Source organism: Mesorhizobium onobrychidis (assembly GCF_024707545.1).
Classification (GTDB): Bacteria; Pseudomonadota; Alphaproteobacteria; order Rhizobiales; family Rhizobiaceae; genus Mesorhizobium; species Mesorhizobium onobrychidis.
Map to the genome: position 1 here is coordinate 903,163 of NZ_CP062229.1, position 25,427 is coordinate 928,589.

The following is a 25,427-nucleotide window of genomic DNA, read 5'->3' on the forward strand; positions in this document are numbered from 1 at the left end:
GCGGAACAGGCATCAGCCAACGCAGTGTGGTCTCCGTCCCAAGTCCATAACAGCACTAGTTCCTAACACGTTGACTCAAACAGATTGGAAGCCGACCGGCAGCGAACGTCGATAGTTTTCGCGGCGAATTTCAGTGGCAGGTCGCAAACTTTCGAGATTGGCTGAAACATCCCTCCCTTCGTCAATCCCTGGGCGGAGCAAGGAGCGAAGCGGAGCGCAGACCCTGGGATCCATGATATCAGAGCGTCACGACGGTGCAGAACCTTTGATGGCCACTACAGATCGGCATTTATCCTGAGTCGCCTGCATTCTTCGGCCGATGTCACGGGAATGGATCCCAGGGTCTGCGCCGCGTCGCTTCGCTCCTTGCTCCGCCCTGGGGTGACGAAGGCATGGTGGCCTGTAGCCAATCGCAGATGTAGGAGATCGGCGGCTGGCTGCAGGGCCGGCAACGACCGTCCGCAGTCCCTTTCGGACTCAGTCAAAGAGCCAAATCCCTCCGCGCAGAGAAACTGGCTAGCTTTTTCGACTACGTGCCGCCAGCGTCCGCAACCTTAGCGCGTTGAGGCGGATGAAGCCTTCGGCGTCCTTCTGGTCGTAGGCGCCACGGTCGTCCTCGAAGGTGACCAGCGCGTCGGAATAGAGCGTCTTCTTCGACTTGCGGCCGGTGACGATGACGTTGCCCTTGTAGAGCTTCAGCCGCACCGTGCCTTCGACATCTTCCTGGCTCTTGTCGATCATTGCCTGCAGCATCAGCCGCTCGGGCGCGAACCAGAAGCCGTTGTAGATCAGCTCGGCATAGCGCGGCATGAACTCGTCCTTGAGGTGGGCGGCGCCACGGTCGAGTGTGATCGATTCGATCGCCCGGTGGGCTGATATCAGTATGGTGCCGCCGGGGGTCTCGTAGACGCCGCGCGATTTCATGCCGACGAAACGGTTCTCGACAAGGTCGAGCCGGCCGATGCCGTTGTCGCGGCCGAGATCGTTGAGCGCCGCCAGCATCGTCGCCGGCGACAGTTTTTTGCCGTCGAGCGCGATCGGATCGCCCTTCAGGAATTCGATTTCGATCTCGGTGACCTTGTCCGGCGCGTCCATCGGCGAGATGGTGCGCTGGTGGACGAATTCCGGCGGCTCGCTCCACGGGTCTTCCAGCACTTTGCCCTCGGAAGACGAATGCAGCAGGTTGGCGTCGACTGAAAACGGCGCGTCGCCCCTCTTGTCCTTCGGCACCGGGATCTGGTGCTGCTCGGCGAAGTTGATCAGGTCGGTGCGCGACTTGAACGACCAGTCGCGCCATGGCGCGATAACCTTGATGTCGGGGTTGAGCGCATAGGCCGAGAGCTCGAAGCGGACCTGGTCGTTGCCCTTGCCGGTGGCGCCGTGGGCGATGGCATCGGCGCCGGTCTCCCTGGCGATCTCGACCAGGTGCTTGGAGATCAGCGGGCGGGCAATCGAGGTGCCGAGCAGATAGGTGCCTTCATAGACGGCATTGGCGCGAAACATCGGAAATACGAAATCGGAAACGAATTCCTCGCGGACATCCATGATGCGGATGTCCTTGATGCCCATCATCTCGGCCTTGCGCCGCGCCGGCTCCAGCTCGCCGCCCTGCCCGAGATCGGCGGTGAAGGTGACCACCTCGGCGCCAAGCTCGGTCTGCAGCCACTTCAGGATGATGGAAGTGTCGAGGCCGCCGGAATAGGCGAGCACGACCTTCTTGACGGCTTTTGCTTTTGACATGCTGGGGGACATATTGGCGGTTCCGCGACAAGGGTTCTCGCCGGGCGAGGTATCACGGGCTTTCCGGACTGCGCAAGAGACGAACGGTCCCCCGGTCGCTGCTGGCATACTGGATCAGCCCTTGTGCCGGCCAGTCGCTGGTGCCGAGAAGACGCTTGCGGTATAGGCTGCGCCTTCTTTATCCAGGGTCCGCCGATGTCCTTCATTCCCGACACCACCACGCTGATCCAGTTCGCCATCGCCACCGTGATCCTGGCGATCACGCCGGGGCCAGACATGACGCTGTTCGTGTCGCGCACGCTGAGCCATGGCCGCGCCACCGGCTTTGCCTCGATGGCCGGCGCGCTGTGCGGCACGGTGATCCACACCACGCTGGTAGTGGTCGGTGTCTCGGCGCTGATCGTTGCCTCGCCGATGTCCTTCCTGGCCCTGAAGATCTTCGGCGCCGGCTATCTCGTCTTCCTGGCCTGGCAGGCGATCACCAAGGGGTCGGCGTTTTCGCCGGAGAAGAAGAGCGGGCCTGAGATTTCGCTGTTTCGCGCCTGGGCGGCAGGGCTCGGTGTCAATCTGCTCAACCCGAAGATCATCCTGTTCTTCATGACCTTCCTGCCGCAGTTCGTCTCGGCGCATGATCCGAACGCGCCCGGAAAACTGTTCTTCCTCGGCGCGATGTTCGTCGTTTTGTCGATCCCGGTAACAGCGCCGATGGTCTTTGCAGCAGAAAAATTCTCGGCGGCGATGAAGACCAGCCCGCGGGTGACGCGCGCCGTCGACTATCTGTTCGCAGGGGTGTTTTCCGCCTTCGCGCTCAAGATCCTGACCGCCCAGGCGAAGTAGGGCGTTCAATCTGACGCCAGCTTCCAGCTGAGCGCCCGGCGCTCAGCCAGTAAAAAATGCCGCCGACCATGCCGCAGCCGATCACGGCAGCGGCGACGCGCGGGTCGGTGATCTCGAAATTGGCATCGGCGGTCTGGTAGGCGAAGCCGAGGAAGACCGCCGCGACCACCGCGCCCGCCAGCGCATAGAACAGCCAGTCGCGCCGCCCCAGGATTTCGGAGACGAGGATGGCGATGGCTGCCGGCATGAAGGCGAAATAGGCGACGAACAGCGCAACGAAGGGGATAGAAAAATACAGCGAAGCAGTCGCCGTAGGGTGCGCGTGCTCCGGCGTGTAGCCGAGCGACGCCAGAAACATGATGTTGAGGAAGGCGCTGGCCGCCAGCGCGGCGACGACATAGCCGATCAGGATGACGGCGAAGCGAATGAGATAGGCGATAAGGCGGGTCACGCCTCGCCGTGCCCCGCGATCATCATCGCTTCCAGCGCCAGCCGATCGACCTTGCGCATGCGCTCCGATTCCGACTTGAGCTGGCCGCAGGCGGCGAGGATATCGCGGCCGCGCGGCGTGCGGATCGGCGAGGCATAGCCGGCATTGTTGATGTAGTCGGCGAATTTCTCGATCGTCTCCCAGTCAGAGCACTGGTAGTTGGTGCCCGGCCACGGGTTGAACGGGATCAGATTGATCTTGGCCGGAATGCCCTTGAGCAGCTTGATAAGCCCCTTGGCGTCCTCGATCGAATCGTTGACGTCCTTCAGCATCACATATTCGAAGGTGATGCGCCGGGCATTCGACAGGCCGGGATAGGCGCGGCAGGCGGCGATCAGCTCTTTCAACGGATATTTTTTGTTGATCGGCACCAAAAGGTCGCGCAAATCGTCATTGGTGGCGTGCAGCGAGATCGCCAGCATGACGCCGATCTCGTCGCCGGTGCGGAAGATTTCCGGCACGACGCCGGAGGTCGACAGCGTGATGCGTCTTTTCGACAGGGAAAGCCCGTCGCCGTCGGACGCGATCAGCAGCGCCTTCTTCACCGCCTCGAAGTTGTAGAGCGGCTCGCCCATGCCCATCATGACGACGTTGGACACTTTCCGGCCCTCGGCCGGCACGATGGCGCCATCGGGCGTGTCGCGGTCGGGGAAATCGCCGAGCCGGTCGCGGGCGGTCAAAAGCTGGGCGAGGATTTCCTCTGATGTCAGGTTGCGCACCAGCTTCTGCGTGCCGGTGTGGCAGAAGGAGCAGGTCAGCGTGCAGCCGACCTGCGACGAGATGCAGAGCGTGCCGCGGCCTTCTTCGGGAATGTAGACGGTCTCGATCTCGACCGGCCGGCCGGCGCCGCGCGGCGGAAAGCGAAACAGCCATTTGCGCGTGCCGTCGGAGGAAATCTGCTCCTCGACGATCTCGGGTCTGGCGACGGTGAAATGCTTGTCGAGCTCGGCGCGCAAATCCTTGGAGATGTTGAACATGCCGGCAAAGTCGGAGACGCCGCGCACATACATCCAGTGCCAGAGCTGCTGGGCGCGCATCTTGGCCTGGCGCTCCGGCACGATGCCTGATGCAACCAGGGCAGCGCCAAGCTCGGCCCGGGTCAGGCCGATCAGCGACGGTTTTTCGGCCGGCGTGGCGCGGGCGCGCAACGCGTCACGGGCGGCCTCAGTGGTGAGGTCGAATGAAAGGGTCATTGTTGCGCCAATATAAGCGATTTGCGGCCGATTACAGCATCGTGCTGGAAATGAAGCGCGGCGCATAGCACAGGTTGACGGCGGAGTCATGGGTGGCGGCGGTGCAAGGCTCGCCGCAATGTGCCGGCCGGCGGCGTTTTAAAAAGCAAAAAGCCGGGCTTGCGGCCCGGCCCTTACTCAAACTCCGCTTCGCCTATGGCTATTTGCACTTGGCGATGGACGACAGCGCCGCCGAAATGCCTTTCAGCGAAAAGACATAGGTGGTGGTGTTGCCGCGGCCGGACTTCGCCTGCACCTTCATGTCGCTGCCGGTTTTCATCGCGGCGATCAGCACCGGCTCCTCGGCGGCGTTCTCGACCCAGGCCGACTTGCCGCGGGTGAACATCGAAAAGCTCTTGCCGTCGATGGTGACGGTGGCCTTGGAGTTTTCCTGGAAATTGTAGCCGGCGATGAATTGCGGCTCGTAGGAGACCTGCTGTCCCGGCCGCTGGCTGACGAAGAAGAACATGTCGCCATGGTCAAGCGTCGGCGGCTGCTTGTCGGTCGGCACGGTCAACACATAGCAAACCTTGCCGCCCGACGCCTTGTAGCTGTAGGTGCCCCAGGCATTGTGCTGGCCGATCTTGGTCGCCGACTGCGCCAGAGCCGGCGCTGTCATGGCCACCAGTGCCAGGCTCGAAATTGTAGCAATCAATCCGCGCATCGCTTTTCCCATATATGGTGCGGAGGCAGGCCGGCTCAGCGTCCTGCCCGTCGCTTCATTTTGATTTAATCTGGGTTACCAAACGGTGAATTTCCCTTGGGAAAAGGACATCCACCCCAGGAAACCGCCGCCATCCTTGCGCCCGTCGCTCGAAAAGCGGCAGTTGCAACGTCCCTTTCGCGACTTGGAGGCCACGAAAGCGGCAAGAGTTTGACTTTTCTGCCTTGTCGTCGGCTCAGCTGTTGTCGGCAATCGCCTGCTTGGCGGCGAGCCGATGCGCGGGCGTGATGTGGGCTTTGACGGTGGTGATCGCGGCGGTCAGCACCGCGATGTCGTCGGTAAAGCCCAGTCCGAAGACGAAGTCGGGGATGACGTCCGTCGGCAGCACGAAATAGCCGAGCGCCGCCACCAGGATGCCCTTGGCGCGCAGAGGCGTGTTCTTGTCCATGGCGCAGTAGTAGGCGGCGACCAGCTCTTCCATGAACGGGATCTGCCGGGCAGCCCTCTTGGCCGTGCGCCAGAATTTCTCGCGCACTTCGCTCTCCTCGCCGGGCTTGCCGCTAAAGCCGAAGAAATCAAAACCTGATTTTTGCGCCATCAGTCTCTCCTAACGAGGCTAGCATGTCGTTCCACGCGCGCCTGCCAGCGGAAAATGTGGTGAAAGCAGTGCCCCACTACAAGATGCCGATGTCTCGACGCAGCGATTCTGACAGCTTGGAAAGGACCGGCAGCGAACGTCGAAGGGAACCAGCGAGTTCAACCGCCGAAATAGCGGTCCATCGTCTTGGCCAGTTCGAAATCGAGCGCCGTCAGGCCGCCGGCATCATGGGTGTTCAGCGTCACGTTCACGGTCTTGTAGACATTCGACCAGTCGGGGTGATGGTCCATCTTCTCCGCCGCCAGGGCGACACGGGTCATGAAGGCAAAGGCTTCGGAAAAATTCCTGAAGGTGAAGGTGCGAGCGATCGAGCCGCCGTCCCTGGCCAGCGACCAGCCGTCGAGCCCGGCCAGCGCCTCGACGACCGCCTCCTTGCTCAGTTTCTCTCTCGTCATAGTCGTTTCCCGTGCTATCTGGGTTCGCAGTCTTCAGCATAGTGCCGGATCGATGAGCGCAAAGCCGATAAAATCCATTCTTTTCGTCTGTCTCGGCAATATCTGCCGCTCACCGTTGGCGGAGGGCGTGTTGCGCGCCGTCCTGGCGGAGCGCGGTCTCGATCGGGATATCCTGCTTGATTCGGCCGGAACCAGCGACTGGGAAGCCGGTTCGGCGCCGGACCCGCGCTCGATGTCGATCGCAGAGCGGCACGGCATCGATATTTCCAGACAGCGGGCGCGCAAGCTGACGCCGGACGATTTTTCGCGTTTCGACCTCATTCTCGCCATGGACGGATCGAATCTTCGGGATCTGAAAGCGCTGGTGCCTGCCGCCATGCGCGACCGTGTCCATCTGTTCCTGGAGTTCGCGGAGGGAAAGGTGAGCGACGTGCCGGACCCCTATCACGAGGGGCCGGAGGCGTTTGCCTCGGTCTACCGCATGATCCGCGAAGCGTCGGAGGCGCTGGCGACGCGGCTCGAGGCACGGCTGTCGGCGCCCGACAGCGGCCAGGCCTCCTCGACGATGTAGGGTCCGCCGCCGACCGAATGGCGCGACGACATCAGGACGAAGCGGCTGACACGGAAGGGCAGCGTCGAAAAATTGCCGCGTGCCGAAAGATACTGGGCGACGTCGAGCGGGCTCGAATTGCGTAAGCGGGCCAAGGTCACATGCGGCATGAACTTGCGCGGATCAGCGGGGATGCCGAGCCGCTGGCAGATGCGCTCGATCTCGGCTTGCAGTGCTGAAAGGTCGGGCGAGGCGGAGACGCCGGCCCACACCGCATGCGGTTTCTTCTGGCCGAAGGCGCCGACTCCGGACAGCGTCAGCGGGAAGGATGGGCGGTGGACACGGTCGAGCGCGTTGGCGATCTCGTCGGCGACATGGCCCTCGACATCGCCGATGAAGCGCAGCGTCAAATGGTAGTTCTCGACGTCGATCCAGCGGGCCCCGGGCAGGCCGCCCCGGAGCAGGGACAGCGAAAGGGCGGCGTCTCGCGGTATTTCGAGGGCGGTGAAAAGACGCGGCATGGTAAGCCTCCTGTCCCCGAATCGAACTCTTGTCCCTAGCGAATCATCGAAAATCGAGCGGGGCAAGCGGTTTGTTGGTCGCAGGCTTGTCTAAAATCAAATCGTCCATGGAGAACACGTAGCCAGTCCTTCAAGAGTTGCCCTTAGCCACGGCAATGGCCTTTTCGACGGCCGGCAGAATGCGCTCGACCATAAGGTCGACACCTTGCGCATTCGGGTGTAGCCCGTCCTCGAGCTGGAAGGCGGCGTCGCCGGCGACGCCGTCGAGAAAGAACGGATAGAGCGGGACGCCGTATTTTGCCGCCAGTTCCGGAAAGATTGCGTCAAAGCCGTTCTGGTAGTCGGCGCCGAGATTGGGTGCGGCGCGCATGCCGGCCAGCAGCACCGCGATCTTGCGCTGCTTCAGCTTCGCCAGCATGGCGTCCAGATTCTTTTGCGTGATGGCGGGAGAAACGCCGCGCAGCATGTCGTTGGCGCCGAGCTCGAGGATGACGAGCTGAGTGCCGTCCGGCACCGACCAGTCGAGCCGCGACAGGCCGCCACTCGACGTATCGCCGGAGACACCGGCATTGGCGACGGTCACATCGTGGCCCTTGGCGCGAAGTGCTGCCTCAAGCTTTTGGGTGAAGCCCTCATCCGGTCCGAGGCCAAAGCCCGCCATCAGGCTGTCGCCGAAACCGACGATCTTGAACGGCTCGGCGCGCGCCGACGAAATGGCGCCGCAAAATCCGAGGAAAAGGATCAAGGCTGCGGCAAGTGTGTGTTTGAAAGCCATGCGGCAGGCCCCATATGACCAAGGACATTTGTTGGCGGCAGGCAGAATTCCAGGCCTCCCCTCTCCCATATAGGACGATTTTATTTTGACAGAAGCCGTCATCGCGCTGAAAGACGTATCGCTGACGCTGGGCGAAGGAGCGTCTTCCGTCCATGTGCTGAAAGGTGTCAGCCTCGATGTGGCTGATGGCGAGGCGACCGGCATTGTCGGGCCGTCGGGCTCGGGAAAGTCGACGCTGCTCATGGTGTTGGCCGGCTTGGAAAGGGTCGATTCGGGTACGGTACGAATTGCCGGCGAATTGCTGAACGGCAAGACCGAAGACCAGATCGCATCGTTTCGGGGGCGAAACATCGGCATCGTCTTCCAGTCCTTCCACCTCATTCCCAATATGACGGCGCTCGAAAATGTCGCAGTGCCGCTGGAACTTGCCGGCCATGCCGATCCGTTCGGGGTGGCGGCGCGGGAGCTGGAGGCGGTGGGCTTGAGCGACCGCATCACCCACTATCCCGGCGAATTGTCCGGCGGCGAACAGCAGCGTGTGGCGATCGCCCGGGCGCTGGCGCCGTCGCCGCGCATCCTGATCGCCGACGAGCCGACCGGCAATCTCGACCAGACCACGGGACGGCAGGTCGCCGATCTTCTGTTCGCCAAGGCGGCCGAGCGCGGCATGACGCTGGTGCTGGTCACCCACGATCCGGCGCTTGCCTCACGCTGCTCCCGGCAGGTATCGATGCGGTCGGGCCGGATCGAGGACGCGCCATTGCTTAAAGTGACGGCGTAGCGCAATGGCTGACAAGACCCCCTCATCCGGTCCTTCGGGCCACCTTCTCCCCGGCGGGGAGAAGAGGCTGGCGCAGGCGTTGGCGACCTCTTCTCCGCTCGGGGAGAAGGTGGACGCCCCCGGGTCTTGCCTTCGGCAAGCCCGAGGACAGGCTCCGCGGCCGGATGAGGGGGTCCCTTGGGCGCGCACCTTTTCACTCGCCTTCCGCTTTTCGCTGCGCGAGATGCGCGGCGGGCTGTCCGGCTTCCTGATCTTCCTTGCCTGCATCGCGCTTGGCGTCGCGGCGATCGGTGGCGTCAATTCGGTGGCCCGGGCGATTACCGCCGGTGTCGCCAACGAAGGCCAGTCGCTGCTCGGCGGCGATCTTCGTTTCCAGCTCAATCAGCGCGCCGCGACGCAAGCCGAGCACGTTTTTCTTGACGGGCTGGGCACGGTCTCGCACAGCGCCAGCATGCGTTCGATGGCGCGGCTCGAGGACGGTTCAGATCAGGCGCTGGTCGAGGCCAAGGCGGTCGATGGAGCCTATCCGCTCTATGGCGCGCTGGAGACCGAGCCGGCGCTGTCGAAGCAGGAATTGTTCGGCGAAAAATCCGGTGTTTTCGGCGCCGCCGCACCCGACCTTTTGTTCGAGCGGCTAAACCTTGGGGTCGGCGACCGGCTGAAGCTGGGCAGCGCCACCTTCGAACTGCGCGCCAGGCTCGTCAACGAGCCGGACGCGGTATCCGACGGCTTCGGCTTTGCGCCGCGGCTGATGATCTCGACGGACGGGCTTGCCGCTTCCGGTTTGATCCAGCCCGGCAGCCTGGTCGAGAACGCCTACAAGGTCCGCCTGCCCGGCGGCACCGGCGAGGCGCGCATAAAGGCCATTCAGTATCAGGCGGCGGAGGATTTTCCCGAGTCCGGCTGGTCGATCCGCACGCGCAGCAACGCAGCACCGGCGTTGTCCTCCAACATCGAACGGTTTTCGCAGTTCCTGACGCTGGTCGGGCTGACGGCGCTGGTGGTCGGCGGCGTCGGCGTCGCCAATGCGGTGCGCGCCTATCTCGACGGCAAGCGCGGCGTCATCGCCACCTTCAAGAGCCTGGGGGCTTCGGGCGGTTTCGTCTTTACCGTCTATCTGGTGCAGATCCTGATGATCGCCGCGCTCGGCATCACGGTCGGCATTGTGCTTGGCGCGCTGATGCCGTTTGCGGCGAGCGCGGTACTCCAGTCGGTCATTCCGGTGCCGGCAGAAGGTGGGTTCTATCCCGGCGCACTCGGCATGGCGGCGCTGTTCGGGCTGCTGGTGACGCTGGCTTTCGCCTTGCTGCCGCTCGGCCGTGCGCGCGACGTGCCGGCGACGGCGCTGTTTCGCGAGATGGGTTTTGAGGGCCGCGGTTTTCCGCGCCCGCTCTACACGGCGGCGGCGCTCGGCATCGCGCTGCTCCTGGCGGCGCTGGCCATTCTGTTTTCCGGCGACCGCTATATCGCCTCGATCTTCGTCGGCGCCACCATTTTTGCTTTCCTGGTGCTACGCATCGTCGGCGCGCTGGTGCAGTGGGCCGCCAAAAAGAGCCCGCGCGTTGGCTCGACGGTGCTCAGGCTCGCCATCGGCAACATCCATCGGCCAGGTGCCTTGACGCCGTCGGTGGTGCTGTCGCTGGGGCTGGGATTGACGCTTCTGGTGACGCTGGCGCTGATCGACGGCAATCTCAGGCGGCAGATTTCCGGCAGCCTGCCGGAACGGGCGCCGAACTTCTTCTTCGTCGACATCCAGAGCAGCGACGTCGACGCGTTCTCTGCGCTGGTCAGCAGGCAAGCGCCGAAGGGCACGCTGGTCAAGGTGCCGATGCTGCGCGGCCGGGTGATGGCGCTGAACGGCGTCGACGTCGACAAGGCTAGGGTTGCGCCGGAAGGGGCCTGGGTGCTGCGCGGCGATCGCGGGCTGACCTACGAGGCCAGTATTCCCGCGAATGCGACGCTGACCGAAGGCACCTGGTGGCCGGACAACTATGCCGGCGAGCCGCTGGTGTCGTTTTCGGCCGAGGAAGGCGCAGAGATCGGGCTGAAGCTCGGCGACACCATCACTGTCAACGTGCTTGGCCGCAACGTGACGGCGAAGATCGCCAATTTCCGCCAGGTCGAATGGGAGACGATGGGCATCAATTTCGTCATGGTGTTCTCGCCCAGCACGTTTGCCGGCGCGCCGCATAGCTGGCTGGCGACGCTGACCGACAAGGGCGCGTCGCCGGCCGACGATGCCCGTCTTCTCAACGCCGTCACCCGTGCCTTTCCGGCGGTTACGACAGTCAGGGTCAAGGACGCGCTCGACATCGTCAACCGGCTGGTGGCGCAACTCGGCACCGCGATCAGGGCCGCGGCCGGCGTCGCGCTGATCGCCTCGGTGCTGGTGCTGGCCGGCGCGCTGGCCGCCGGAAACCGCGCCCGCATCCACGATGCAGTGGTGCTGAAGACGCTGGGCGCTACCAGGAAGACGCTGATCGCGGCCTTTTCGCTGGAATACATGCTGATCGGCCTCGCCACCGCGATCTTCGCGCTGGCGGCAGGCGGGATTGCGGCGTGGTTCGTTGTCGCGCGCGTCATGACGCTGCCGTCGCATTTCATGCCCGATGTGGCGGTGGCAACCATCGTCTTTGCGCTGGTGGTCACGGTCGGCATTGGCCTCGCCGGCACCTGGCGGGTGCTGGGCCACAAGGCGGCGCCGGTGCTGCGCAATCTCTGATCTGCAGGCATCTGCAGGCTCAACGCGACCAGGATTCGGTTAAATCTTGTTAATGTTGGGCTTCGGAAGGCCGATAAATCCGGATTTTCGTGTCTTCACGAAGCATTACGCTCGGTTACGGTCTTGTTCTTGGCGCCAATAACCATCATATTTCGCCGCAGGCATGCTGGAGCCCCGCCAGCGGCGCCGCGGTCCAAATGGGCCGGACACCGGACGGGGCAGAAGCAATATGAGGATTTCCATGGCTGAACCCGTTCGCAATTATCAGACGCGTGCCGTGCCCGGCGCCGGCGTCGATGCTGCTATCGACCAGGGCCTGCGCGCCTATATGATCAAGGTCTACAATCTGATGGGGCTTGGCCTCCTCATCACCGGCCTCGCCGCGGTCGGAACGATCATGCTGGCCACCACCACCGATCCGGCTTCGGCGGTCGCCACGCTGCCGAATGGCGACATGCTGACCTCCTTCGGCTACGCGATCTTCGGCTCGCCGCTGAAATGGCTGGTGATCTTTGCCCCGTTGGCAGCGGTGATGTTCCTGTCGTTCCGTGTCCAGTCGATGAGCGTTTCGGCCGCGCAGACGACGTTCTGGGTCTATGCCGGCCTCGTCGGCCTGTCGCTGTCGTCGATCTTCCTGGTCTACACCACCGCCAGTATCTCGCAGACCTTCTTCGCCACCGCCGCCGCCTTTGGCGGGCTGTCGCTCTACGGCTACACGACCAAGCGCGACCTATCCGCGTTCGGTTCGTTCCTGGTCATGGGCCTGGTCGGTTTGATCATCGCGATGGTGATCAACATCTTCCTGCAGTCGTCGGCGCTTTCCTTCGCCGTTTCGGCGATCGGCGTGCTGATCTTTTCGGGTCTCACCGCCTACGACACGCAGAACATCAAGGAGATGTATTTCGAGGGCGACGAGACTGATGTCGCCGGCCGCAAGGCGATCATGGGCGCTCTGAGGCTCTATCTCGACTTCATCAACCTGTTCATGTTCCTGCTGCAGTTCATGGGCGACCGCCGCTAGAGCCTGATCCATCCCGATAAAATCGGGATGGGGGTCTATCTTTTTGTTTGGACCATGATCTTTTCCGAAAACCGGTTCCCACTTTTCGGGATCATGGTTTAAGGCAAGTCCCTGGACCAGCGATTTTGGAAGGGCGGCCCAACAGCCGCCCTTTTCTTCTGCCCCGGTCTTTGATGAATGGCCGGCAGATGATTGACGTGCATAAATTATGAGCAGCATCACGATACGGGCCGCGACTTCGGCCGATCTCGATCGGATCACGGATATCTATGCCGATGCGGTGACCCATGGCTCGGCGAGCTACGAACTGGAGCCGCCTGATCGCGCCGAGATGGGTGCGCGCTTCGATAGTTTGATGGTGGGCGGCTTTCCCTATCTGGTGGCGGAAAAAGACGGCATTGTGCTCGGCTATGCCTATGCCGGCCCCTTCCGGGCGCGGCCTGCGTACCGCTTTGTCGTCGAGGATTCCGTCTATGTCGCGCCCGAGGCCAAGGGCCGAGGCGTCGGGCTCAAGCTGATGCAGGGGCTGATCGAGGCGGCCGAGGCGGCGGGCTTCCGCCAGATCATCGCGGTAATCGGCGACGGTCGGCCGGACAGTGCCTCAGTGCTGCTGCATGAAAAGCTCGGCTTTCGCCATTCGGGCCGCCTGGAAGGCTCCGGCTACAAGCACGGACGCTGGCTCGATACGGTGTTCATGCAACTGCCGATCAATGGCGGGGCTCTGCTTCCGCCAGATCCAAACTCGTTGCCGGAACGGAGATTCCGCCAGCAGGAATAAGCAGTTAGGCCTCGACCAGTTTCAGCCTGCGCTCGAAGACGCCAAGCACGCGTCCAAGTTCCTGGCCGCGCTTGAGGATGCGGCCGCCGGCGGCAATGACGGCGAATGCGCCTTGCCGGCGCGCCAGCTTCGGATCCTTGACGATCTGGAACAGCGGCACCTCGCTGGTGCGGCGGAAGACGGAAAAGACGGCGCGGTCGGTGAGATGGTCGATGGCGTAGTCGCGCCATTCATTGGCGGCAACCATGCGTCCGTAGAGTCTCAGGATCTGGTCCAGTTCGCGCCGGTCGAACCGCACCGGCTGGTCGAGGCGTTCGCGTCTTGCCTCATGCAGCGGGATCAGAATTGCGGATGCGTCCCCATCCTCCGTCCCGCTGCCGTGATCAGTCATGCCTCGATTCCTTCGAATGAATCTTACGACCAAAGTTGACGCTTTCGCCGTGGAATTGCAAGCCCAGCCCCGGGGCAAAGAGGCAAAGGCTGGCGCCGCACCGTTTCCGCAGTGTCCAGTCACGTTTATAAAACGTTCGTTGGAATTGGTGATGCCTCGCCACAATCCTGCCATCTTTTATCCGCGCTAATGCCCCAATGTCCGACGAATTTACGGGTGTTGCCTGAGACGGTTCGGTCCGGCACTGGCTCGTAAACCCCAAGCCCCCCGCCCACGGGTCTGCGTCGGATCGAACCAACCTCGGTTTTTCCATGGGAAAAATCGAGTGCGACGATCCCAAAACCTAAATGACCGGCGTCAGAAGCAAGCTGACGTCGGTTTTTTATTGGCCGAGTGATGCGCGCGGCCTTCCCTTCTCCCCTTGTGGGAGAAGGTGGCCTCGCGAAGCGAGGTCGGATGAGGGGTGTTCCAGCTTGGCAATTTACTTGAAATCGCCGCCGCCTCATTCCTTCCAGAACCCCTCATCCGTCTCGACGCTGCGCGCCGATCCACCTTCTCCCACAAGGGGGGAAGGAGAGGTCCCCGTTCAAGGCTTGTGGATCAAGGCGGCGCCCAGAATGGGACCCGGCAGGCCGTCCTTGCCCACCGATTGCAGCAGCACGGCGCAGCCGCCTTTCTTGGAAATCACGCTCATCGGCAATTCGTAGCGCTGCGCCTTGCCGTGCCACATGCCGGCGGTCTGGATTCCGGAGACGGCGTTCCAGTAGGTCATGCTGCGGCCGGTGTTTTCGCCCTTGCCGATCTTGATCGTCTGCGGCGGATCGAAATAGACGATGACGACATGGGCATCGCTGGGGCCGGTCCCGGCATCGCCGGTGTCGATGGTGACGCGGTCGCTGCTCCGGCTGACCTTGATGCTGACCCGCATGCCTTGGCCTGAACTCTCCATGCGGGCGAGCGCGCCGTCGACTTCCTTGCGGCTGGCGCCTTTGACATGGCTGCGGCCATTGATGACGGCCTGCGGCGTATAGACCGAGCGGCTGCCGAAGGCGCGCATATACTCATATTGCCGCTCGGTGTTCTCCTTGCGGCTCAGCGTGTCCTTCCAGCCGAGATAATCCCAGTAGTCGACATGATAGGCGAGCGCGACGATATTCTCCTTGGCGGCAAGCTCGGCGAAGAACTCATCGGCCGGCAGGCAGGAACTGCAACCTTGGCTGGTGAAGAGTTCGACCACGCCCAAGGGCTGGTCAGTCGAGGCTTTGTCAGCCTGGGGCTTGTCGGCCTCGCCGGCAATCGCATTGCCGGCAAGCGCATTGCCGGCAGACACCGAGAGGGCCAGCGCAAATGCCGCAAGCCGCCATGGTCTTTGAGGTGTCATAGCCGTTTCGACTCCCGCCGGTGATGGGCCGGCTTTGTTCTGATTGGCTAAATATGTGGCAGAAGCGGCAGTCAACGGGAAGTCACGTTGCGGTGAAATTTCCGTTGCAACCAACTGCAACGGCGCAATTGCACGGGCTACACTTCACGGTAGAAACCGATTCGGGCAACAATCAGCATGTGGCAAACTCTCCTGACGCCGGTCGACCTGTACTGCGAGCGGGTCGGGCCGGAGCTCTGGGCCGAGCCGGTCAACGCACTGACCAATCTGGCTTTTCTTGTCGCCGGGCTGTGGGGTGTCCGGGAGGTGCGCCGGCGCGGCACCGGCATCTTCGCCGAAGTGCTGGCCTGGTGGGTGGTGGCGATCGGCATCGGCTCGGCGCTGTTCCACACCTTTGCCAACCATGGCACGGTCTGGGCCGACGTGCTGCCGATCGCCGGGTTCACTCTGGCCTACACGCTGTTCAACCTGCGCCGTTTCCTCGGCATGAAATGGGGCAAGGCGGTCGCCATCTTCGTCGCCTTCTATGCCGTCGCCGGGCTTTTGACCTGGGCCGTGCCGGACTGGCTGCGCCAGGTATCGAACGGCACGACCGGCTATCTGCCGCCCTTCCTGGCGCTCGCCTTCTTCGGCGCCTGGGTGGCGGCGAGCGGCAACCGCGCCGGCTGGTACAATCTGGCGGGCTCGGCGATCTTCGTCGTGTCGGTCATCTTCAGGATGATCGATCCGCTGGTCTGCGGCAGCTTCCCGCTCGGCACGCATTTCCTGTGGCACATCCTCAACGGGCTGATGCTCGGTGTGCTGCTGGCGGCGGCGGCGCGTTTCGGGGCGCCGAAATTAGGGCAGTAAGGGGGTAGGGCAGTAAGGCAGTAGGGAATAGGACGAGGCAGTGGAGGCGATTTTCCCCTACTGCCTTACTGCCCTACTCCCGTACTCCCCTCTCTCTCTATGCGGCTAGATCGCGCAGCACATATTGCAGGATGCCGCCGTTCTTGAAGTAGTCGAGCTCGTCCAGCGTATCGATGCGGCAGATGATCGGAATGTTCTTCACCGTGCCGTCGCCATAGGTGATTTTCGCGACCATCTTCTGGCGCGGCTTGATGGCGCTCAGTCCGTCGATCTCGACCAGTTCGTCGCCCTTGAGGTTGAGCGAGGCCCATGAGGTGCCCTGCTCGAAGACGAAGGGGATGACCCCCATGCCGACCAGGTTCGAGCGGTGGATGCGCTCGAACGACTGAGCAATGACGGCGCGAACACCCAACAGGTTGGTGCCCTTGGCCGCCCAGTCGCGCGACGAGCCGTTGCCGTATTCGACACCGGCGAAGATGACCAGCGGCACACCTTCCTTCTTGTACTCCATGGCGGCGTCGTAGATCGATCTCTCTTCCTTCGACGGATAGTGGATGGTGTAGCCGCCCTCGCGGCCGTTCTCGCCCAGCATGTGGTTGCGGATGCGGATGTTGGCGAAAGTGCCGCGCATCATCACCTCATGATTGCCGCGCCGCGTGCCGTACTGGTTGAAGTCGGCGACGCCGACGCCATGGTCGGTAAGATACTTGCCGGCCGGCGAGGCCGCCTTGATCGAGCCGGCCGGCGAGATATGGTCGGTGGTGATCTTGTCGCCGAACAGGCCGAGCACGCGGGCGCCCTTGATGTCGCCGATTGTGCCGAAGCCTGATGTCATGCCGGCGAAGTAGGGCGGGTTCTGCACATAGGTCGAATGGTCGTCCCAGGCGTAGGTCTGGCCTTCCGGCGCCTTGACGTTCTGCCAGTATTCGTCGCCCTTGAAGACGTCGGCATATTTGCGGGCGAACAGTTCGCGCGTCACGTTCTTCTCGATGAACTCCTGGATCTCAACCGAGCTCGGCCAGATGTCCCGGAGGTAGACCGGATTGCCGTCACGGTCCTCGCCGAGCGGCTCGGTGGTCAGATCCTTGGTCACGGTCCCGGCCAGCGCGTGGGCGACGACCAGCGGCGGCGAAGCGAGGTAGTTCGCCTGCACGTCCGGCGAGACGCGGCCTTCGAAATTGCGGTTGCCGGAAAGCACCGCGGCAGCGATCAAGCCCTTGTCGTTGATGGTCTTGGAGATCGGCGCCGGCAACGGGCCGGAATTGCCGATGCAGGTGGTGCAGCCGAAGCCGACCAAGTTGAAGCCGATCTGGTCGAGTTCCTTCTGCAGGCCGGACTTCTCCAGATATTCGGCGACGACCTGGCTGCCCGGCGCCAGCGATGTCTTGACCCACGGCTTCTGCTTGAGCCCGAGCCGGTTGGCGTTGCGCGCCAGCAGCCCGGCGCCGATCAGCACGCTCGGGTTCGAGGTGTTGGTGCAGGAGGTGATGGCGGCGATCACGACATCGCCATGGCCGAGATCATAGTTGGTGCCTTCGACGGCGTAGCGCTTGTCGATTTCGGCGGCCTTCCGGTATTCGGTCTCCATCGCCTTGGCAAAGCCGTCCGGAATGCCTTCAAGTGCTACGCGGCCTTCCGGACGCTTGGGGCCGGCCATCGACGGCACGACGTCGCCGAGATCGAGCTCGAGTAGGTCGGTGAAGACCGGGTCGGCCGAGCCGGTATCGCGCCACATGCCTTGCGCCTTGGCGTATGCCTCGACCAGCGCGATACGGTTTTCCTCGCGGCCGGACATGGTGAGGTAGCGGATGGTTTCGCCGTCGACGGGGAAGAAGCCGCAGGTGGCGCCATATTCGGGCGCCATGTTGCCGATGGTGGCGCGGTCGGCCAGCGTCATGTTGGACAGACCCGGACCGAAGAACTCGACGAACTTGCCGACGACGCCCTTCTTGCGCAGCATCTGGGTGACGGTGAGCACGAGATCGGTGGCGGTGACGCCTTCCCTGAGTCTGCCGGTGAGGCGGAAGCCGATGACTTCGGGCAACAGCATGGAGACGGGCTGGCCGAGCATCGCGGCCTCGGCCTCGATGCCGCCGACGCCCCAGCCGAGCACGCCAAGGCCGTTGATCATGGTGGTGTGCGAATCGGTGCCGACGCAGGTGTCGGGATAGGCTGTGGTTTCGCCGCCTTCAGTGTTGGTCCACACGACCTGGCCGAGATATTCGAGATTGACCTGGTGGCAGATGCCGGTGCCGGGCGGCACGACGCGGAAATTGCGGAAGGCCTGCTGGCCCCATTTCAGGAATTTGTAGCGCTCCTCGTTGCGCTCGTACTCAAGCTCGACATTCCTGGCGAAAGCCAGCGGCGTGCCGAATTCATCGACGATGACCGAGTGGTCGATGACCAGGTCGACCGGCACCAGCGGATTGATCTTTTGCGGGTCGCCGCCGAGCGAAGCCATGGCGTCGCGCATGGCGGCCAGGTCGACCACGGCCGGAACCCCGGTAAAATCCTGCATCAGCACACGGGCCGGGCGATAGGCAATCTCGACGCCGGCAGTGCCCCGGTCGGTCAGCCAGCCGGCGACCGCCTGGATGCTCTCCTTGGTGACGGAACGGCCGTCCTCGTTGCGCAGCAGGTTCTCCAGCAGCACCTTCATCGAATAGGGCAACTGGGCGATGCCGGTGAGGCCGTTCTTCTCGGCCTCGATGAGATTGTAATAGACATACTCGGCGCCACCAGCGGTCAGCGTGCGGCGGCAATTGAAACTATCGAGGGATTTTGACACGTGCGATCCGTCCTTGTCTGTTCAGCCTGAAAGGGAACGGACGCCGATGGCATGCAAGCGCAAAGGTGCGGGTACGGCCATTTCCGCTGTCCGTTCCCAGCCAACCCGAGCCGTTCAAGGCGGCGCGTGCGCTGGTTCGGCGCTAATTCGCTTCCCGTGCCGACCGCTGGCACGGATGACCCGGATATAGAGAATTTCCTGGAATAGTTCTAGACAGTCGAAAGGCTATTTTGTGCGATGCGGCAGCTGCCGTGGCGCGATGTTTTCGGGACAGGCATGGAATGCGGCTGATCGCCGAAAATCTGGGCGGCGAACGCGGCGGCGAGACGATTTTTTCCGGCATCGGTTTTGCCCTGGAAAAAGGCCAGGCGCTGATCGTCACCGGGCCGAACGGCGCGGGGAAATCGACGCTGCTCAGGGTAGTTGCCGGGCTGCTGCCGGTGGCGGCAGGCCGTTTGCTTCTCGAAGGTGGCGGTAAGGATTTTCCGTCGGTCGCCTCGGCCTGCCATTATCTCGGCCACCAGAACGCGATGAAGACGGCGCTGAGCGTGGCGGAAAATCTGCGCTTCTGGCGCGATTTTTTGGGCGCGGATTTTTTGAGCGCTGAAGAGGCGCTGGAAACGGTCGGGCTTGATGGTATCGGCCATCTGCCGTTCGGCTATCTCTCCACCGGGCAACGCCGCCGCGCGGCGATCGCAAAATTGCTGGTCAGCCGGCGACCGCTGTGGCTGCTCGACGAGCCGACGGCCGGGCTGGACAAGGCTTCGGAAAAGCGATTCGCCATGCTGATGCGGAAGCATCTTGAAGACGGGGGCATCATCGTCGCGGCGACGCATCTGCCGCTGGGGCTTGGGGGGGCGAAGGAATTGAGGATGGGGGAGGCCGTTTGATGTCGGTGCTCCACGGCGCCCCCCTCTGTCCTGCCGGACATCTCCCCCACTTGGGGGGAGATTGGCCGTCGGCCCGGCCTTCGTCAATTGCCAACGTTGCAAGGATAAATGGGGCGCCCGAGCTGCCAATCTCCCCCCAAGTGGGGGAGATGTCCGGTAGGACAGAGGGGGGCGCGAAGGAACTCCACATTTCGCCTTGCCACCAACAAGGGACCGCATCGTAATGTGGTCCCTCTTCCTGCGCGATATCCGCCTGCATATCCGGGCCGGCGGCGGGGCGCTGACCGGCGTGATCTTCTTTCTCGCGGTGATCGCCACGATCCCCTTCGGCGTCGGACCGGACCTCAATCTGCTCGCCCGCATCGGCCCGGCGATCCTGTGGATCGGCGCCTTGCTTGCTTGCCTGCTCGGTCTCGACCGATTGTTCCAGGCCGACCGCGAAGACGGCTCGCTCGATCTGCTGGTGCTCGGCGACGACCGGCAGATGCTGGCGCTGACCGTGCTGACGAAATGCCTGGCGCATTGGGCGGGAAGCGTGCTGCCGCTGGTCATCGCGGCACCCTTGCTCGGCCTGTTCATGAATATGGAGCCGATCGGCATCGGCGCCACGGCGCTGACCCTCCTGGTCGGCACGCCGGCGATCACCTTCATCGGGGCGGCCGGTGCGGCGGTGGCGGTGGCGCTGCCGCGCGGCGGGCTGCTGATCTCGGTGCTGGTGTTGCCGCTGACCATTCCCGTGCTGATCTTTGGCGTCTCGGCAAGCCATGGCGCGGTGGCGAACCCCGATCCGTTCCTGCAGCCTTTCCTCATTCTCGCCGCGCTGACCTTGTTTCTTGCCGTGCTGGGGCCGGTTGCGGCAGCATTGGCGCTGCGCCATGGAACGGATTGATGTGGCCGGCCATCATTCGTGGTTGCATGGCGTCAAGGGCTGCGGCGCTGCTGTCAATTGCGAAGCCGATGGCGCAAGGTTAAGGGAAGGCATGTTCGAACGAAGCGGAATGGTCCGGCTGGAAGGTTTTGCGCCGGCGGAGCGACGCATATGAGCGTGCATGCGCTCTATGTGGCCGCTGCCTATGCCATCACGGCCGTGGTTCTGGCCGGGCTGATCGGCTGGATTCTTCTCGACCAGCGGGCACGCAAGAGGGACCTCGCCGAACTGGAAGCGTCCGGCGTGCGGCGACGTTCCGACAAGGCAGCCAAGCCATGAGCATGGAGACCAAAACGCCGGCGCGCGGGCGGCGCCTGATCGTGCTTTTGCCGTTGCTGATTTTCCTCGGGCTGGCGGGGCTGTTCCTGACGCAGCTGCTGTCCGGTCGCGACACGTCGGAAGTGCCATCGGCGCTGATCGGCCTGCCCGCGCCGCAGACCAATCTGCCGGCGCTGGAGGGCATGAATTTGCCGGGGCTCGATTCCAAGCAGTTCGCCGGCAAGGTCACGCTGGTCAACGTCTTTGCGTCCTGGTGCGGGCCATGCCGTGACGAACATCCGGTGCTGCTGGCCCTGTCGCAGGACAGGCGCTTCGTCATTGCCGCGCTCAACTATAAGGACCAGCCGGAAAACGCTCGCCGGTTCCTCGGCGATCTCGGCAACCCGTTCCAGGCGATCGGCGTCGACGCGGCGGGGCGCGCGGCGATCGACTGGGGCGTCTACGGCGTGCCGGAAACCTTCGTCATCGGCAAAAACGGCAAGATCGCCTACAAGCATGTCGGCCCGCTGACGCCAGGCTCGGCGCAGACGCTGCTTTTGCCGGAGATCGAAAAGGCGCTGGCCGCGCCGGGCTGACACACCGGAAACGCGATGGATGAACAAGACATGCGCGATCATTTTCTGGCCCAGGCGAAAGCCTGCGATGGACTTGGCTCGCCGTTCACCGCGAAATTATGCCGTGCGCTGGCCAAAGTTCTCGACGCAAACACCAGGACCGGGCAGGCGGTACTCGGCTGGCCGGGCGACGCGCGCGCTGACGGCCTCTCATTGCGGCTCTGCGGCACGCTGCATGCGTTGGTCCTGACGGGTGCGGATGAGCGACTGACACAACTTTATCCGCCCAACCAAACAAGCGAAGATGAGATCGCGGCGGTGCTGCCGGAAGCAATTGCGCGATCCGACGAGCGGATCGTCGCTGGCCTCGCCGGCGCGCCGCAGACCAATGAAATCGCCCGGTCGGCGATGCTGCTGCCTGGATTTCTGACGGTCGCGCGGGAAACCGGCCTGCCGCTGGATCTGTGCGAGATCGGCGCCAGCGCCGGGCTCAATCTCCTGTTCGACAGCTTTCACTATCGCTACGGCGATGCCGAGTGGGGCGACCCGGCCTCCCCCGTCCGGTTGGCGCCGGAGGCGCGCGGCCGCGCTGTTCCGCTTGGTGGAGCGATCGACGTCCGCCATCGCGCCGGCTGCGACATCGCGCCGGTCGATCTCGCCGACGCAGCGGCGCGGTTACGGCTTCGGTCTTATGTCTGGGCCGATCAGGCAGCGCGGCTGGCCCGGCTCGACGCCGGGCTGTCACTTGCCGAGAAATTTCCACCGCTGCTTGTCAAAGCGGACGCGGCGGATTTTGTCGAGAAGGCATTGGCTGCACGGCAGCAGGGCGGCGCCTTCGTGCTCTATCATTCGATCATGTGGCAATACCTGCCGCTGGCGACCAAGGATGCCATCATCGCCACGCTGGAGCAGGCGGGCAGACAGGCCACGGCCGCTGCGCCTATCGCAAGGCTGAGGATGGAGCCGCGCGATCCCACGAAGCAGTGGGCGGTACTCAGCCTCACTCTATGGCCGGGCGGCGAGACGCGCCGTCTGGCCCATTGCGATTACCACGGCCGCTGGATCGAATGGATCGGCTAAGCCCGATCTGCAATTTTTGCTGCGCTGACCTTCGGTTCGGGATCGAACGCCGAACTCAGCCGTAGATCTGCTTGTGGACCTGATAGAGCATTTCGCTGCGATCGGCGCGCATGTCGGCCAGATCGCGGCTGGAAAAATTGTCGATTTCGGCGACGAGGCGATTGTATTGCCGGCGCTTGGCGATGCTGGCGCGAGCCCGGCTCATGAGGCTGTCGAGAATCATAGCGAGGTTCCTTCTGTGCCGCATTGTTGCGGCAGGTTGTTCCTCCCTGATCGATATGAAGGATGACATAGTTATGGTGCGTTGCAAAAAGAAGATGTTGCAATGCACCATTGCACTGAGCGCATAGCCGGTTAACGGCGCATGAGCGCCGTCATTTAGGGCCCGTCATTTGAGCAAGGGCGGCCTTGCCGCGTATTGCCCCGATGTCTCAAGATGCGGTGAGACCGATTCAACGACCTTGCCATATCGATCTCCGGCTGGCTTGATCGCGCCGGCACTACGATTTGCATGACCGGGAGGAAACCATGGCCGCCGAACACTACGAAATTCTCGATCCACGCTTTGCGCGGCTGTTCAACGGCAACGCACAGGTGGACAAGCTGTTCACCGGATGCCGGTGGGCGGAAGGGCCGGCCTGGTTCGCGGCCGGCCGTTATGTGGTGTGGTCCGACATACCCAACAACCGCATGCTGCGCTATGACGAGACCGACGGCAGCGTCAGCGTGTTCCGGCAGCCGTCGGGCAATTCCAACGGCAACACCGTCGACCGGCAGGGCCGGCTGGTCAGCTGCGAGCATTCGGGCCGGCGGGTCAGCCGCACCGAGCATGACGGCTCGATCACCACCATCGCCGACAAATGGCGCGGCAAGCGGCTGAACTCGCCCAACGATGCGGTGGTCAAGTCCGATGGTTCGATCTGGTTCACCGACCCGACCTACGGCATCGATACGGATTATGAGGGCGACAAGGCCGAGAGTGAGATCGGCGCTTGCCATGTCTACCGGGCCGATCCCGGTACCGGCGAGATCGACGCGGTGATCATCGACATGGTCAGGCCCAACGGGCTCGCCTTCTCGCTCGACGAGAGCAAGCTCTATGTCGTCGATACCGGCCGCACGCATGGCGCTGAGAATCCGGCGCATATGCGGGTGTTCAATGTCGACGAGGGTGGCAAGAAGGTCTCCGGCGGAAAGGTCTTCGCCGACTGCACGGCTGGCCTGTTCGATGGCTTCAGGCTCGACGACCAAGGGCGCATCTGGACCAGTGCCGCCGACGGCATCCATTGCTACGATCCTGACGGGACGCTGATCGGCAGGATCAAGGTGCCGGAAGTCGTCGCCAATTGCGTATTCGGCGGCAACAAGCTGAACTGCCTCTACATCGCCGGCACGACCTCGCTCTACATGGTCCGGCTGATGGTCAATGGCGCGAAGACATTTTGAGCGGCCGCCAAGCATATCCAAGGGAGGGCACCATGCCATTCGTGAACATCCGCCTGGTCAAGGAGGTGATTGCCGATGACCCGGCCGGCAAAAAGGCCGCGATCGCTGCCCAGGTGACGGCAGCCATCACCGGCGCCACCGGCCTGACCAGCAACGACGTCTGGGTGGTTTTCGAGGAGGTCGCTGCGCGTGACTGGTTCGTTGGCGAGACCGATGTCGAGACGATGCGCAGCAAACGTTGAAGGAATTTCGCCGCGACCTTTGATGGTTGCGGCGCGGCCGTCAGCCGGCGGCGAAGGCCGAGACGTGTTTCGGACGGATCATGTCCGAAAAAGTCTACCACATGGTGTGTTTGTATTCGTCGTCCAGCCAGCGGTCGGTCGCCTCGGCCGAATCGGCGAGCGCCAACTGGTCGCGCAGGATTTGGCCGAGTGTCGGCAGCGTCGCGCGGTCGTACCAGGTTTCCGGCTTCCACAGATCGGAGCGCATGAAAGCCTTGGCGCAGTGCATGTAGGCGGCCTTGACTGTCACCAGAACGACGCTTTGCGGTTCCTTGCCGTCGACTGCGAGCCGCTCGCGCAAGCCCGCATCGATGGTGATGCGGGCATCGCCGTTGACGCGCAGCGTCTCGTTCATGCCCGGGATGAGGAAGAGCAGCCCGACCGAGGGGTTGAGAAGAATGTTCTCAAGCGTGTCGAGCCGGTTGTTGCCGGGCCGGTCGGGGATGGCGATGGTCTTCTCGTCGAGCACGGCGGCAAAGCCTGGCTTGTCGCCCTTCGGCGTCACATCGGCGTTGCCGGCGCCGTCGGAGGAGCCGATCAGCACGAAGGGGCTTTTGCCGATGAAGGAACGGCTGTGGCCATCCAGCGCCGTCAGTTCCTTGCGGATCGAGCCGTCGGTCGGCCGAGGCGTCTTGTAGATCGTTCTCAGCTCTTCGCGCGTGGTGACGAATTCCATGCCCTCCCCCTAACCGTTACTTGCCGGCCTTCTCTTCGTTTCCGGTCTTGCCTTCAAGCGAATGGCGCATGATCAGCGGCATCTGGCTGAAGGTGAAAAGAAGCGTGATCGGCATGATTCCCCAGACCTTGAAGGTAACCCAGGCGTCGGTGGAGAAATTCCGCCAGACCACTTCGTTGACAAGGGCCAGAACCAGGAAAAACAGGCCCCAGCGGAAGGTGAGTTTCTTCCAGCCCTCGGCATCGAGGCTGAAGGCCGAATCGAAGACGTAGCCGAGCAGCGATTTGCCGAAGAACAGGCCGCCGAGCAGCACGCCGCCGAACAGCATGTTGACGATAGTCGGCTTCATCTTGATGAAGATGTCGTCCTGCAGATAGAGCGTCAGCGCGCCGAAGACGAACACCACGACGCCCGACACCATCGGCATGATCGGCAAGGTACGGGTGAGCAGCCAGGAGGCGATCAGCGCGATCGCGGTCGCCGCCATGAACAGGCCGGTGGCGACGAAGATTGGTCCGCCGAGTTCGGCAAGGGCCGGAAATTTCTGCGACAGCCATGCGCCTCGCGCGTTGGCGAAGAAGAACACCATAAGCGGGCCGAGCTCCAGCACCAGCTTGAGCAGCGGATTGACGCCTTCCTTCTTCTGTTTCTGCGGGTCGGACGGGTCGCGTTCGAGGATGCGCGGGTTCATAGGCTTTCCTTCTTGCGCAAGATCCTGTC

General features: G+C 63.1%; 28 protein-coding genes. 14 read left to right on the plus strand and 14 right to left on the minus strand.

Annotated elements, in window-relative coordinates; translation table 11 throughout:
* Positions 1-516: 516 nt before the first annotated feature.
* Positions 517-1,740, minus strand: coding sequence for an argininosuccinate synthase (locus IHQ72_RS04280; protein WP_258121324.1), 1,224 nt, complete (start codon positions 1,738-1,740; stop codon positions 517-519).
* A 195-nt stretch (positions 1,741-1,935) separates the two neighbouring features.
* On the opposite strand from IHQ72_RS04280, the gene IHQ72_RS04285 reads away from it, so the two are divergent.
* Positions 1,936-2,577: a LysE family translocator gene (locus IHQ72_RS04285; RefSeq protein WP_258121325.1), complete on the plus strand. Its 642-nt coding sequence runs from the start codon at positions 1,936-1,938 to the stop codon at positions 2,575-2,577.
* Here the strand turns inward: IHQ72_RS04285 and IHQ72_RS04290 are convergent.
* The 5 genes from IHQ72_RS04290 to IHQ72_RS04310 form a co-directional block, all read right to left on the minus strand.
* Positions 2,549-3,028 (minus strand): hypothetical protein, encoded by a 480-nt coding sequence (locus IHQ72_RS04290; RefSeq protein WP_258121326.1) that lies wholly within the window; start codon positions 3,026-3,028, stop codon positions 2,549-2,551. The two genes, IHQ72_RS04285 and IHQ72_RS04290, sit on opposite strands and share 29 nt — an antisense overlap.
* The gene (gene rlmN, locus IHQ72_RS04295) at positions 3,025-4,260 is read right to left on the minus strand and encodes a dual-specificity RNA methyltransferase RlmN (RefSeq protein WP_258121327.1); all 1,236 of its coding nucleotides are present in this window, start codon (positions 4,258-4,260) and stop codon (positions 3,025-3,027) included. Before rlmN ends, IHQ72_RS04290 begins: the two co-directional genes overlap by 4 nt.
* Before the next feature lie 199 nt (positions 4,261-4,459).
* Positions 4,460-4,963: an invasion associated locus B family protein gene (locus IHQ72_RS04300; RefSeq protein WP_258121328.1), complete on the minus strand. Its 504-nt coding sequence runs from the start codon at positions 4,961-4,963 to the stop codon at positions 4,460-4,462.
* Positions 4,964-5,198: 235 nt separating this feature from the next.
* Positions 5,199-5,561: a YkvA family protein gene (locus IHQ72_RS04305; RefSeq protein ID WP_258121329.1), complete on the minus strand. Its 363-nt coding sequence runs from the start codon at positions 5,559-5,561 to the stop codon at positions 5,199-5,201.
* A gap of 158 nt (positions 5,562-5,719) precedes the next feature.
* Complete coding sequence (locus IHQ72_RS04310) at positions 5,720-6,016, minus strand: 4a-hydroxytetrahydrobiopterin dehydratase (RefSeq protein ID WP_258121330.1); 297 nt, start codon at positions 6,014-6,016, stop codon at positions 5,720-5,722.
* Positions 6,017-6,068: 52 nt separating this feature from the next.
* Here IHQ72_RS04310 and IHQ72_RS04315 point away from each other — a divergent pair, with 52 nt between their 5' ends.
* Positions 6,069-6,587, plus strand: a complete 519-nt coding sequence (locus IHQ72_RS04315) for a low molecular weight protein-tyrosine-phosphatase (RefSeq protein WP_258121331.1) — start codon at positions 6,069-6,071, stop codon at positions 6,585-6,587.
* Here the strand turns inward: IHQ72_RS04315 and thpR are convergent.
* Positions 6,491-7,087 (minus strand): RNA 2',3'-cyclic phosphodiesterase, encoded by a 597-nt coding sequence (gene thpR / locus IHQ72_RS04320; RefSeq protein ID WP_258121332.1) that lies wholly within the window; start codon positions 7,085-7,087, stop codon positions 6,491-6,493. The two genes, IHQ72_RS04315 and thpR, sit on opposite strands and share 97 nt — an antisense overlap.
* Positions 7,088-7,217: 130 nt before the next feature.
* Positions 7,218-7,862 (minus strand): arylesterase, encoded by a 645-nt coding sequence (locus tag IHQ72_RS04325; protein WP_258121333.1) that lies wholly within the window; start codon positions 7,860-7,862, stop codon positions 7,218-7,220.
* An 85-nt stretch (positions 7,863-7,947) separates the two neighbouring features.
* Between IHQ72_RS04325 and IHQ72_RS04330 the strand changes: the two genes are divergently transcribed.
* From IHQ72_RS04330 to IHQ72_RS04345, 4 genes are all read left to right on the plus strand, one after another.
* A complete protein-coding gene (locus IHQ72_RS04330; RefSeq protein WP_258121334.1) occupies positions 7,948-8,643 on the plus strand; it encodes an ABC transporter ATP-binding protein in 696 nt (231 codons plus the stop codon).
* Positions 8,644-8,866: 223 nt separating this feature from the next.
* Positions 8,867-11,365, plus strand: a complete 2,499-nt coding sequence (locus IHQ72_RS04335) for an ABC transporter permease (protein WP_258123726.1) — start codon at positions 8,867-8,869, stop codon at positions 11,363-11,365.
* Between the two features lie 241 nt (positions 11,366-11,606).
* The gene (locus IHQ72_RS04340; RefSeq protein ID WP_258121335.1) at positions 11,607-12,386 is read left to right on the plus strand and encodes a Bax inhibitor-1/YccA family protein; all 780 of its coding nucleotides are present in this window, start codon (positions 11,607-11,609) and stop codon (positions 12,384-12,386) included.
* 208 nt (positions 12,387-12,594) lie between these two features.
* Positions 12,595-13,164, plus strand: a complete 570-nt coding sequence (locus IHQ72_RS04345; RefSeq protein ID WP_258121336.1) for a GNAT family N-acetyltransferase — start codon at positions 12,595-12,597, stop codon at positions 13,162-13,164.
* Positions 13,165-13,168: 4 nt separating this feature from the next.
* Here IHQ72_RS04345 and IHQ72_RS04350 read toward each other — a convergent pair whose 3' ends face one another.
* Both IHQ72_RS04350 and IHQ72_RS04355 read right to left on the minus strand, forming a co-directional pair.
* Positions 13,169-13,555, minus strand: coding sequence for a DUF2794 domain-containing protein (locus IHQ72_RS04350; protein WP_258121337.1), 387 nt, complete (start codon positions 13,553-13,555; stop codon positions 13,169-13,171).
* A gap of 586 nt (positions 13,556-14,141) precedes the next feature.
* On the minus strand, positions 14,142-14,936 hold the full coding sequence (locus IHQ72_RS04355; RefSeq protein WP_258121338.1) for a DUF1223 domain-containing protein: 795 nt from the start codon (positions 14,934-14,936) through the stop codon (positions 14,142-14,144).
* Positions 14,937-15,113: 177 nt separating this feature from the next.
* Between IHQ72_RS04355 and IHQ72_RS04360 the strand changes: the two genes are divergently transcribed.
* Positions 15,114-15,785 (plus strand): ceramidase domain-containing protein, encoded by a 672-nt coding sequence (locus tag IHQ72_RS04360; protein ID WP_258121339.1) that lies wholly within the window; start codon positions 15,114-15,116, stop codon positions 15,783-15,785.
* 97 nt (positions 15,786-15,882) lie between these two features.
* Here the strand turns inward: IHQ72_RS04360 and acnA are convergent, their stop codons facing one another.
* The gene (acnA, locus tag IHQ72_RS04365) at positions 15,883-18,573 is read right to left on the minus strand and encodes an aconitate hydratase AcnA (protein ID WP_258121340.1); all 2,691 of its coding nucleotides are present in this window, start codon (positions 18,571-18,573) and stop codon (positions 15,883-15,885) included.
* A 281-nt stretch (positions 18,574-18,854) separates the two neighbouring features.
* Here acnA and ccmA point away from each other — a divergent pair, with 281 nt between their 5' ends.
* The 5 genes from ccmA (at position 18,855) to IHQ72_RS04390 (ending at position 22,304) form a co-directional block, all read left to right on the plus strand.
* Complete coding sequence (gene ccmA, locus IHQ72_RS04370) at positions 18,855-19,463, plus strand: heme ABC exporter ATP-binding protein CcmA (RefSeq protein ID WP_258121341.1); 609 nt, start codon at positions 18,855-18,857, stop codon at positions 19,461-19,463.
* A gap of 223 nt (positions 19,464-19,686) precedes the next feature.
* Positions 19,687-20,352 (plus strand): heme exporter protein CcmB, encoded by a 666-nt coding sequence (ccmB, locus tag IHQ72_RS04375; RefSeq protein WP_258121342.1) that lies wholly within the window; start codon positions 19,687-19,689, stop codon positions 20,350-20,352.
* A gap of 150 nt (positions 20,353-20,502) precedes the next feature.
* A complete protein-coding gene (ccmD, locus tag IHQ72_RS04380) occupies positions 20,503-20,670 on the plus strand; it encodes a heme exporter protein CcmD (protein WP_258121343.1) in 168 nt (55 codons plus the stop codon).
* A complete protein-coding gene (locus IHQ72_RS04385; RefSeq protein ID WP_258121344.1) occupies positions 20,667-21,245 on the plus strand; it encodes a DsbE family thiol:disulfide interchange protein in 579 nt (192 codons plus the stop codon). The genes ccmD and IHQ72_RS04385 overlap by 4 nt, the downstream gene beginning before the upstream one ends.
* A gap of 15 nt (positions 21,246-21,260) precedes the next feature.
* On the plus strand, positions 21,261-22,304 hold the full coding sequence (locus IHQ72_RS04390) for a DUF2332 domain-containing protein (RefSeq protein WP_258121345.1): 1,044 nt from the start codon (positions 21,261-21,263) through the stop codon (positions 22,302-22,304).
* Between the two features lie 55 nt (positions 22,305-22,359).
* Here IHQ72_RS04390 and IHQ72_RS04395 read toward each other — a convergent pair whose 3' ends face one another.
* Positions 22,360-22,527, minus strand: a complete 168-nt coding sequence (locus IHQ72_RS04395) for a hypothetical protein (protein ID WP_258121346.1) — start codon at positions 22,525-22,527, stop codon at positions 22,360-22,362.
* Positions 22,528-22,832: 305 nt separating this feature from the next.
* On the opposite strand from IHQ72_RS04395, the gene IHQ72_RS04400 reads away from it, so the two are divergent.
* Both IHQ72_RS04400 and IHQ72_RS04405 read left to right on the plus strand, forming a co-directional pair.
* Positions 22,833-23,750 carry an SMP-30/gluconolactonase/LRE family protein gene (locus IHQ72_RS04400; protein WP_258121347.1) on the plus strand — a complete coding sequence of 306 codons (918 nt, stop codon included), beginning with the start codon at positions 22,833-22,835 and terminating at the stop codon, positions 23,748-23,750.
* A 32-nt stretch (positions 23,751-23,782) separates the two neighbouring features.
* Positions 23,783-23,992, plus strand: a complete 210-nt coding sequence (locus IHQ72_RS04405; RefSeq protein WP_128244159.1) for a tautomerase family protein — start codon at positions 23,783-23,785, stop codon at positions 23,990-23,992.
* 94 nt (positions 23,993-24,086) lie between these two features.
* On the opposite strand, the gene IHQ72_RS04410 is transcribed toward IHQ72_RS04405, so the two are convergent.
* Complete coding sequence (locus IHQ72_RS04410; RefSeq protein WP_258121348.1) at positions 24,087-24,707, minus strand: pyridoxamine 5'-phosphate oxidase family protein; 621 nt, start codon at positions 24,705-24,707, stop codon at positions 24,087-24,089.
* A 16-nt stretch (positions 24,708-24,723) separates the two neighbouring features.
* Complete coding sequence (locus IHQ72_RS04415; RefSeq protein WP_258121349.1) at positions 24,724-25,398, minus strand: septation protein A; 675 nt, start codon at positions 25,396-25,398, stop codon at positions 24,724-24,726.
* Positions 25,399-25,427 lie beyond the last annotated feature (29 nt).